The sequence below is a fragment of the Tepidanaerobacter sp. EBM-38 genome (genome assembly GCA_001896545.1).
Lineage (GTDB): Bacteria > Bacillota > Thermosediminibacteria > Thermosediminibacterales > Tepidanaerobacteraceae > Tepidanaerobacter.
The window spans coordinates 1-8,071 of sequence record MPOT01000006.1; the positions used below are offsets into that span (position 1 = coordinate 1).

The window sequence follows — 8,071 nt, forward strand, 5'->3', positions numbered from 1 at the left end:
ACTGAACTACTGGGCCGCATATTTGGTGGGCGAAACAGGGCTCGAACCTGTGACCCCGTGCGTGTAAGGCACGTGCTCTCCCAGCTGAGCTATCCGCCCAAAGACAATACTTAGTATACATTAGAATCGAATCAGTGTCAAAAATCATTAAAACGAATTATTAAGCTTTATTTCTTTTATACAAGGTGTATCTCTTAGTTGCTTTGTTTATCAATTACACCTTATTGAAATTGTAAGCCTTGTGTAAGCTCATCTGTTAAAGCAATTATACAAATTTATTGATTAATTGTCAAGAAAATCACTTATGCCTTCTCTTAAGCTCATTTATAACTTCCTCAATTGTTATTCCGTCATATCGTAGTGCAATTAACATGTGAAAAAATAAATCAGCGGATTCATATATTGTCGCGTCTTTATCTTGGCTCATGGATGCTATGACAACTTCTGTGGCCTCTTCACCGACCTTTTTCAATATTCTATCCCTGCCGCCATTATACAGTTTTGCCACATATGAGCCTTCCGGCTTTTCATTAAATCTCGAATCAATTATACCTACTAACTCATTTAAAAAATTTAGCGTATTTTCCTGCGGTTCGTCTTTTTCATTTGTATCGCTATCTTGAATATCTGACAAACTGCGATAGAAACAAGAATTATGCCCGGTGTGACATGCCGGCCCTTTTGCATCTACTTTTAGAAGTAGTGTGTCTTTATCGCAATCATAAAAAATACTTTTAACTTCAAGAACATTGCCACTGGTTTCTCCCTTTTGCCAAAGGCTTTTTCTTTTACGGCTGTAAAACCATGCCTTTCCGGTTTCAATGGTTTTTTTTAATGATTCTTCATTCATATATGCAACCATTAGGACTTCTTTGCTTTTCGCATCTTGAACCACGGCAGGGACCAGCCCTTTTTCATCATAATTTATATCAATCATTGATTACATCTACTCCTTCTGATTTTAAATATTCTTTAACTTCTTTAATACTGAAAAGCCCTTTATGAAAAACAGATGCAGCTAAGGCTCCACTGGCTTTGCCTTTTAAAAATATTTCCTTGAAATGTTCGAGCTTTCCAGCACCTCCTGAAGCTATAACCGGCACATTAACCGCTTCTGCCACAGCCATGGTAAGAGCTATGTCATATCCATCATTAGTACCATCTGCATCCATACTCGTTAAAAGTATCTCTCCAGAACCTAAGTCTACAGCTTTTTTGCACCAGTCAATGACGTCAAGGCCTGAAGCTACATGTCCGCCATGTGTATAAACTTCCCAACTGTTATTATTTTTTTTGGCATCACAAGCCAATACAATATGTTCACTTCCAAACTTTCGTGCTCCTTCTTGAATCAGTTCGGGATTTTCAACAGCTGCTGTACTGATAGAAACCTTGTCAGCACCGGCCGCTAGCAAATTCTCAATATCTTTTAAAGTGGATATTCCACCACCTACCGTAAAAGGTATATTAACATTTTTAGCAATGCTTTTTACCATTTCCAAAGTAGTCTTTCTGCCTTCTAAGGTTGCTGATATATCCAAAAACACAATTTCATCGGCACCCTGCTTATCATAAAAAGCTGCTAACTCAACCGGGTCTCCAATATCTTGAATGTTTTCGAAATTAACTCCTTTTACCACTCGTCCATTTTTTACATCTAGGCAAACAATCAATCGCTTTTTGCTCATCATATCTCACTCCTTACTATGAACTGAACTGTTTTAAAACCGCCTTCAAATTCAGTGTTCCATTGTACAAAGCCTTTCCGATTATAGCTCCGTCAAGACCCTTTTCTTCGTATCGAGCCAGTTGCTCTAGGTCTTGCATCGAGGAAATACCGCCTGATGCAATTACTGAAAAATCATCAAAACTGAGCACTTTTTCAATGCCTGCAATATTCGGTCCTTGCATCATACCATCTTTAGAAATATCCGTGTAAATGATAGTTTTTAAACCGGTATTTTTAAGATTTTTTAACATCTCTTCCGTTTTAACTCCGGAGTCCTTTACCCATCCGTTGATTGCGACTTCATCTTTGCGGACATCCAAGCCAACCGCAACTTTTTCAGCTCCAAATTTTTTTATTGCTGTTTCTATTAAAGGTAAATTTTTAACAGCAGAGGAGCCGAAAATAATGCGATTTATACCCAGATTTATATAATTTTCCGCCGTTTCTTCCTCTCTTATGCCGCCGCCCAGTTGGATATTGACATCTACGGTTTTGCGAATCCTTTCAATTACATCTATATTAATAGGATTACCCGATTTTGCACCATCTAAATCCACAACATGAATCCATTTGGCTCCCTGACTCTGCCAGCGCTTTGCAGCTTCTGCGGGATCTTCCAAATAAACAGTTTCCTTAGAAAAATCTCCTTGATTAAGCCGCACACACTTTCCTTTCCTAATATCGATTGCCGGATATATATTCATTGACCCACCCTTTCTAAGACTTAAAATTTCTTAAAGTACGCCCTTTGTTGAAGGTATGCCCTTTTCTCTAGGGTCGACAGCTGCTGCCTCTTTTAATGCACGGCCAAATGCTTTAAAAAGCGCTTCTATTATGTGATGAGTATTTTGACCGCGTATCGCCTCTAAATGAAGTGTAATTCTGGCACTGCTCGCAAATGCCCTAAAGAACTCTTCGACTAATTCCACATCAAAATCTCCTACTTTATCCCTACCGAAAGCGGCATCAAAAACTATAAAAGGCCTGCCGCTTATATCTACCGCGCAAAATGCCAGTGCTTCATCCATGGGAACATAGAAACTTCCATAGCGTTTGATACCTTCTTTTTGGCCAAGGGCCTTTAAAAATGTCTCGCCCAAAACTATGCCGATATCTTCCGTCAGATGATGAAAGTCAACTTCAACATCGCCATCTGCCTCAATGTCCAAATTAAAAAGGGAATGGCGAGAAAACAGGTTTAACATATGATTTAAAAAAAATGCCGGTGTCTTAATATTGCTTTCCCCTTCACCATCTAAATTAATTTTAACTTTTATCTGTGTTTCTTTGGTGCTCCTATAATTCTCAGCAATGCGCATATAAATCTACCACCTTTAACTCATGATTTCCCTTAAGCAAGACAAAAGAAACTCGTTTTGTTCAGGAGTGCCTATGCAAAATCTCAGACAGTTCTCCAGTATCTTATCGCCCAAGCGACGAGTCAGTATGCCTCTTTTTAAAAGCTCGTTGTAGACCATATCTCTTGGTTTCTTTAGTTCACATAAAAAAAAGTTTGCCGAGCTTGAGTATACCATTATCCCATCAATGGATTCTAAGCCTTCCTTAAGACGCTTTCGCTCCTCTATAAATTGGTTTCGCATGTTTTTTAGCCAATCGGTTTCCTTTAAAATCTCTACGGCAGCAATTTGTGAGAAAAGGCTCACATTATATGGCAGTTTAACTTTAAACAGCTGTTTTATCGCATCCTCATGGCCAATGGCATATCCTACTCGAAGACCTGCCAAAGAAAATATCTTGGAAAAAGTGCGAATAACTATAACATGTGGATACTTTGCAATTCGGTCTGCAAAAGTCTTGCCGCCAAACTCAAAATAAGCCTCATCAACGGCTACAATACCGTTGAAATTCCTTATCAAATCCTCTAATTCCTCATCGTCGAAATAATCGCCCGTAGGATTATTGGGATAGCATAAAAACATCAACTGCGGCTTGTCTTTTGTAAAGTGTCGTTTTATTCCTGCAGTATCAATATCCCAAAAGTATCTGCCACATTCCTGTTTTTTTACAAGAGGCACTTTAATAATATTGGAACCGGCTACAGTAGAAAATATTTCGTAACTGGAAAATGTTGGAACTAAAATTATAACATCTCGTCCCGGACCTGCAAAAGCCATGATTATATCATTTATGACTTCATCCCCGCCGCTGCCTACAAAAATTTGGTCAGGATTTGCTCCGGTATATCCAGATAAACTTTCCCTAAGAATATCGCAGCTTGGGTCATAGTAGTAGTTAAAGTGTTCCTCCTTCAATCTGTTCCATATACGTTCTTTTATTTCAATTGGTACATCATAAGGACTTTCATTAGCATCAAGCTTTATTCTACATTGTTCCTTTGAAGGCATATATGGTGTTAATTTTAATATATCTTCCCTTACAAAGTGTATTGGTGATGTTATAGTAATCTCCTCCCTAATACAACATCGATTATGATGCAAAAATTTTTATGTTTTTAAACAAGACTTTGAATTATAGCTCGAATTCAATGTATAATTATACACCTTTGCACAGCTTCATTCTATCATAAATGGTTATGATAAATCCAACTTAATAAGTGCCTCAAGAATTGCATCATACAACCTGCTTAAGTTTTTCCATCAATTTCATTATTACACTGGATTTTATGCGAAAGCTCACTTGGTTTGCTATGAGTCTGCTGCTGATAGGACAGATTTCTTCTAAGATTTTCAGGTGATTTTTTTCAAGGGTTTTACCCGTAGATACAATATCTACAATCGCATCTGAAAGTCCCAACACAGGACCTAATTCCACTGAACCGTGAAGCTTTATAACTTCTACAGGAAATCCCTGTTTTACAAAATGTTCCTCTGCAATACACGGGTAACTGGTTGCCACCCTGTAAATTGGAGTATTTAAAGGTCTGGCCTCCGGAATAGCAACTACCATACGGCACTGTGCCAGTTTTAAATCCATCAGCTCAAAAACATCATTCTTGTTTTCCAACAGCACATCCTTACCTGCAACTCCAATATCTGCAACACCATATTCAACATAAGTAGGCACATCCGAAGGTTTTGCCAAAATCATTCTTATGCCATATTCTTCAAAATCAAAAAAAAGCTTGCGGGAAGCTTCACTTACTCCCTCAAAATCCATTTGTATTTTTTTAAAAAGTTCAAGGGTTTCCGATAAAATCCTGCCTTTTGATAGGGCAATTTTTAATAAATCCAAGAAAATTCTCCTTTATTGATTAGTAAATTATTATTTTTAAAAAATTACCTTATGTTAAATATGAGAATCATGTTTTTCTGAAGGTATCATTTTAACTATAATACCGTGTTTTCTCATTTCTTCAGCTTTATCTAATGCCTCAACAAATCTTTCAGGAGTATAAAATAGGTATGTGGGCTCATAGATGTCTTTCATGTCTTTATCTAAAACTGAAAGAATCACATCCTCACTTAAAGCAAAACCCGTTGCCGGTCGAGAGCCGTTAAACTTATCAAGCAGTGTATCATATCGTCCCCCGCCCCCTAAAGGGAATCCTGCATTCGGTGAATATATCTCAAATACTGTCCCTGTATAATAATCCATACCGCGGGCAAGGCCGGGGTCAAAAGTAAGATTAATATTATCGAAACTTTTTAGTACTTTCCACAACTTGACAAGGTCCGATATGGCTTCAACGCATTTGTCGTTAAGCGGAAACTTTATAATCTCATCTAATATCTCCGGGCCACCATAAAAATACGGTAGAGCTAAAAATATTTCTTTGGTGTTAGATTTGAGTACATTTGTTTCAATTAAATTCTTGAGCAGCACAAAATTTTTATTCTTTATTGCTTGAGCTATACTATCCTTTAGTAGCGGTTCATCCTCTATTTCATCTAAAAGCCCTTCTAAAAATTTTATATGTCCTACATTTATTATAAAATTATCTATGCCTATCTCCTCTAATATGAAAGATGCTAATATTATAATTTCAATATCAGCTTCTATTCCTGAAATTCCTATAAGTTCAGCACCAGTTTGATAAAATTCTTGCTCTCTGCCCTTGCGCATCTCCTGAAATCTAAAAACATTTGCCATATAATAGAATCTTAAAGGCATAGAATGCTCGCTGTAATGTGTTGCAACCATTCTGGCGATTGATGTGGTGATATCAGGTCTTAAAGCCATAACCCCACCCTGCCTGTCAAAAAACTTGAACACCTTTTCCGCAAACCCCGGTTGGCCGCTTTTTACAAATGTTTCTAGGTATTCAAAAGATGGTGCTATTACTTCTTCATATCCCCATTTCTCCAATATATCACTGCTTATTTTTTCAATCCGCCTTTTTTTACGAGCTTGCGGTGGCAAGTAATCTTTAACACCTGCAGGCTTTCGAAAGTATTTGGTCATTAATACACATCCTTCAATAATCCTTTAGTATATTAAAGCATTAAAGTATCTAAAGTATTTAAGGGAATATTAACATAATGCTTTTAAATAATCAATAGTGATTTTATGTGCTGTATAGTTATTCTATGATAATGTTATGTTAAATTTATTCTCGTAAAATGTCACCTATTTGTGAGAAGATATTTTGCTTCAAAAAAGTTTTATGATATAATTCAGATATATTACAATTACAAAAAATTAAAATAACTCGCTTGGCGCCAAGGAGGAAAGTGTAATGAAAATAAATCCTTACATATTTCGGCAGTATGACATAAGAGGTGTTGTTGGTGAAGATTTGGATGAAGATTTTGCAAGGAGGCTTGGTCAGGCTTTTGGTACCTATGCCTTAAAAAATAACGAAACTTCAGTTATTGTTGGGTGTGATAATCGCATTTCTTCACCATCTTTAAAAAAAGCTGTTACAGAAGGTCTGCTGTCTACCGGATGTAATGTAGTCGACATAGGTACGGTTGTAACTCCTATATTTTATTATGCCAGAATACATTTTAACATAAATCCCGGAATAATGGTAACTGCAAGCCATAATCCCGCACAATTTAATGGTTTTAAAGTGGCATTTGGTCCGGGCACTATATATGGTGACGAAATTCAAAATTTAAGGATTATGATGGAAAAAGGAGATTTCCTATCAGGTCAAGGTTCGATTACCTATAAAGACCCTGTAAAGGATTATATTGATATGATTTGCGAAAAAATACACCTTTCAAAAAAGCTCAGAGTCGGAATAGACTGTGGAAATGGCACTGCTTCGCTCTTTGCCGAAAAACTTTTCCGCCGATTGGGTGTTGATGTTTACCCTCTATACTGCGAGTCTGATCCTGAATTTCCAAATCATTTTCCCGACCCGGTCAAACCTGAAAATCTAACAGACTTGAAAGAATTAGTTTTAAGGGAAAAACTGGATTTAGGAATCGGATTTGATGGTGATGGGGACCGCATTGGCGTAGTTGATGATAAGGGAAATATAATTTATGGCGATATGTTGATGATTCTATATTGGCGCGAGATCATGCCAAAATATCCCGGGGCTGTGGCTATTATTGAAGTTAAGTGCTCACAAGCCCTCGTAGATGAAGTAAAAAAATTAGGCGGCAAACCTATCTTCTATAAAACAGGCCATTCATTAATAAAGGCAAAAATGAGAGAAATCGGTGCCGTATTTACGGGTGAAATGTCAGGCCATATGTTCTTTGCAGACGAATATTATGGTTTCGATGATGCTCTATATGCTGCTGCCCGGCTTTTAAGAATTTTGTCAAATACCGATAAAAAGCTTTCCGAGCTGTTGGCAGATGTACCCAAATACTATTCTACACCTGAACTTCGCGTGCCGTGCCCGGATGAAGAAAAGTTTGATAAGGTCGAAGCTGTAAAACGCTACTTTCAGGATAAATACCCTATAATAGATGTAGATGGGGCGAGGGTAATCTTCCCCGATGGTTGGGGACTTGTCAGAAGCTCTAACACCGGCCCGGAACTCATCGTTAGATGTGAAGCAACAAGCAAGGACGGCCTTGAAAAGATAAAAAATGAGATTCAAAAAGCGCTGCTGCCTTTGAAACTTTTTTGACATTTAAGCGCTATATTTAAACGCTATATAGTATAGTTACAGTCAATACAATTGGCTTACTAACGCAGCCCATAAACTGCCACCTAATGTTTAGCCTCTATTGCTTCAAACAGTGTACAAAATGCTTCTAATACATAGGTTGGGCAGTTTTTATAAGCATTCATTTTAGTTATATATTTGCCTATTTCTTTTTAAAACATGAAAAACTAGTCACTAGTCAATAAAAATACGGCTCTTTGTCAATAGTTGGGGTGGGATTTTCTTAAATCCCGCTCCATTACTATTTTTACCCTTATTTTTGTGTTATGATTGAGATGGATAGAATTACA

Annotated in this window: 8 protein-coding genes and 1 tRNA gene; 1 reads left to right on the forward strand and 8 read right to left on the reverse strand. The window is 37.3% G+C overall.

Translation table 11 applies throughout. From position 1 onward, the window contains the following. Positions 1 to 23: 23 nt before the first annotated feature. The 8 genes from BUC45_RS00325 to hisZ all read right to left on the reverse strand — a co-directional run bounded on the left by BUC45_RS00325 (position 24) and on the right by hisZ (position 6,112). Positions 24 to 99 (reverse strand) — tRNA-Val (locus BUC45_RS00325). 199 nt (positions 100 to 298) lie between these two features. Next, positions 299 to 937: a bifunctional phosphoribosyl-AMP cyclohydrolase/phosphoribosyl-ATP diphosphatase HisIE gene (gene hisIE, locus BUC45_RS00330; protein WP_296969253.1), complete on the reverse strand. Its 639-nt coding sequence runs from the start codon at positions 935 to 937 to the stop codon at positions 299 to 301. After that, positions 930 to 1,688: an imidazole glycerol phosphate synthase subunit HisF gene (gene hisF / locus BUC45_RS00335; protein ID WP_296969256.1), complete on the reverse strand. Its 759-nt coding sequence runs from the start codon at positions 1,686 to 1,688 to the stop codon at positions 930 to 932. Before hisF ends, hisIE begins: the two co-directional genes overlap by 8 nt. Positions 1,689 to 1,704: 16 nt before the next feature. Beyond that, entirely contained in the window at positions 1,705 to 2,433 is a 729-nt protein-coding gene (gene hisA, locus BUC45_RS00340; protein ID WP_296969259.1) for a 1-(5-phosphoribosyl)-5-[(5-phosphoribosylamino)methylideneamino]imidazole-4-carboxamide isomerase, read from the reverse strand. 30 nt (positions 2,434 to 2,463) lie between these two features. Beyond that, positions 2,464 to 3,048, reverse strand: a complete 585-nt coding sequence (gene hisB, locus BUC45_RS00345; protein ID WP_296969261.1) for an imidazoleglycerol-phosphate dehydratase HisB — start codon at positions 3,046 to 3,048, stop codon at positions 2,464 to 2,466. A gap of 15 nt (positions 3,049 to 3,063) precedes the next feature. Next, complete coding sequence (gene hisC / locus BUC45_RS00350) at positions 3,064 to 4,095, reverse strand: histidinol-phosphate transaminase (protein ID WP_296969263.1); 1,032 nt, start codon at positions 4,093 to 4,095, stop codon at positions 3,064 to 3,066. Positions 4,096 to 4,321: 226 nt separating this feature from the next. After that, positions 4,322 to 4,942 carry an ATP phosphoribosyltransferase gene (gene hisG / locus BUC45_RS00355; protein WP_296969265.1) on the reverse strand — a complete coding sequence of 207 codons (621 nt, stop codon included), beginning with the start codon at positions 4,940 to 4,942 and terminating at the stop codon, positions 4,322 to 4,324. Positions 4,943 to 4,996: 54 nt separating this feature from the next. Next, positions 4,997 to 6,112: an ATP phosphoribosyltransferase regulatory subunit gene (gene hisZ, locus BUC45_RS00360; protein ID WP_296969267.1), complete on the reverse strand. Its 1,116-nt coding sequence runs from the start codon at positions 6,110 to 6,112 to the stop codon at positions 4,997 to 4,999. A gap of 274 nt (positions 6,113 to 6,386) precedes the next feature. On the opposite strand from hisZ, the gene BUC45_RS00365 reads away from it, so the two are divergent. Further along, positions 6,387 to 7,742, forward strand: a complete 1,356-nt coding sequence (locus tag BUC45_RS00365; protein ID WP_296969270.1) for a phosphomannomutase/phosphoglucomutase — start codon at positions 6,387 to 6,389, stop codon at positions 7,740 to 7,742. Positions 7,743 to 8,071: the final 329 nt, after the last annotated feature.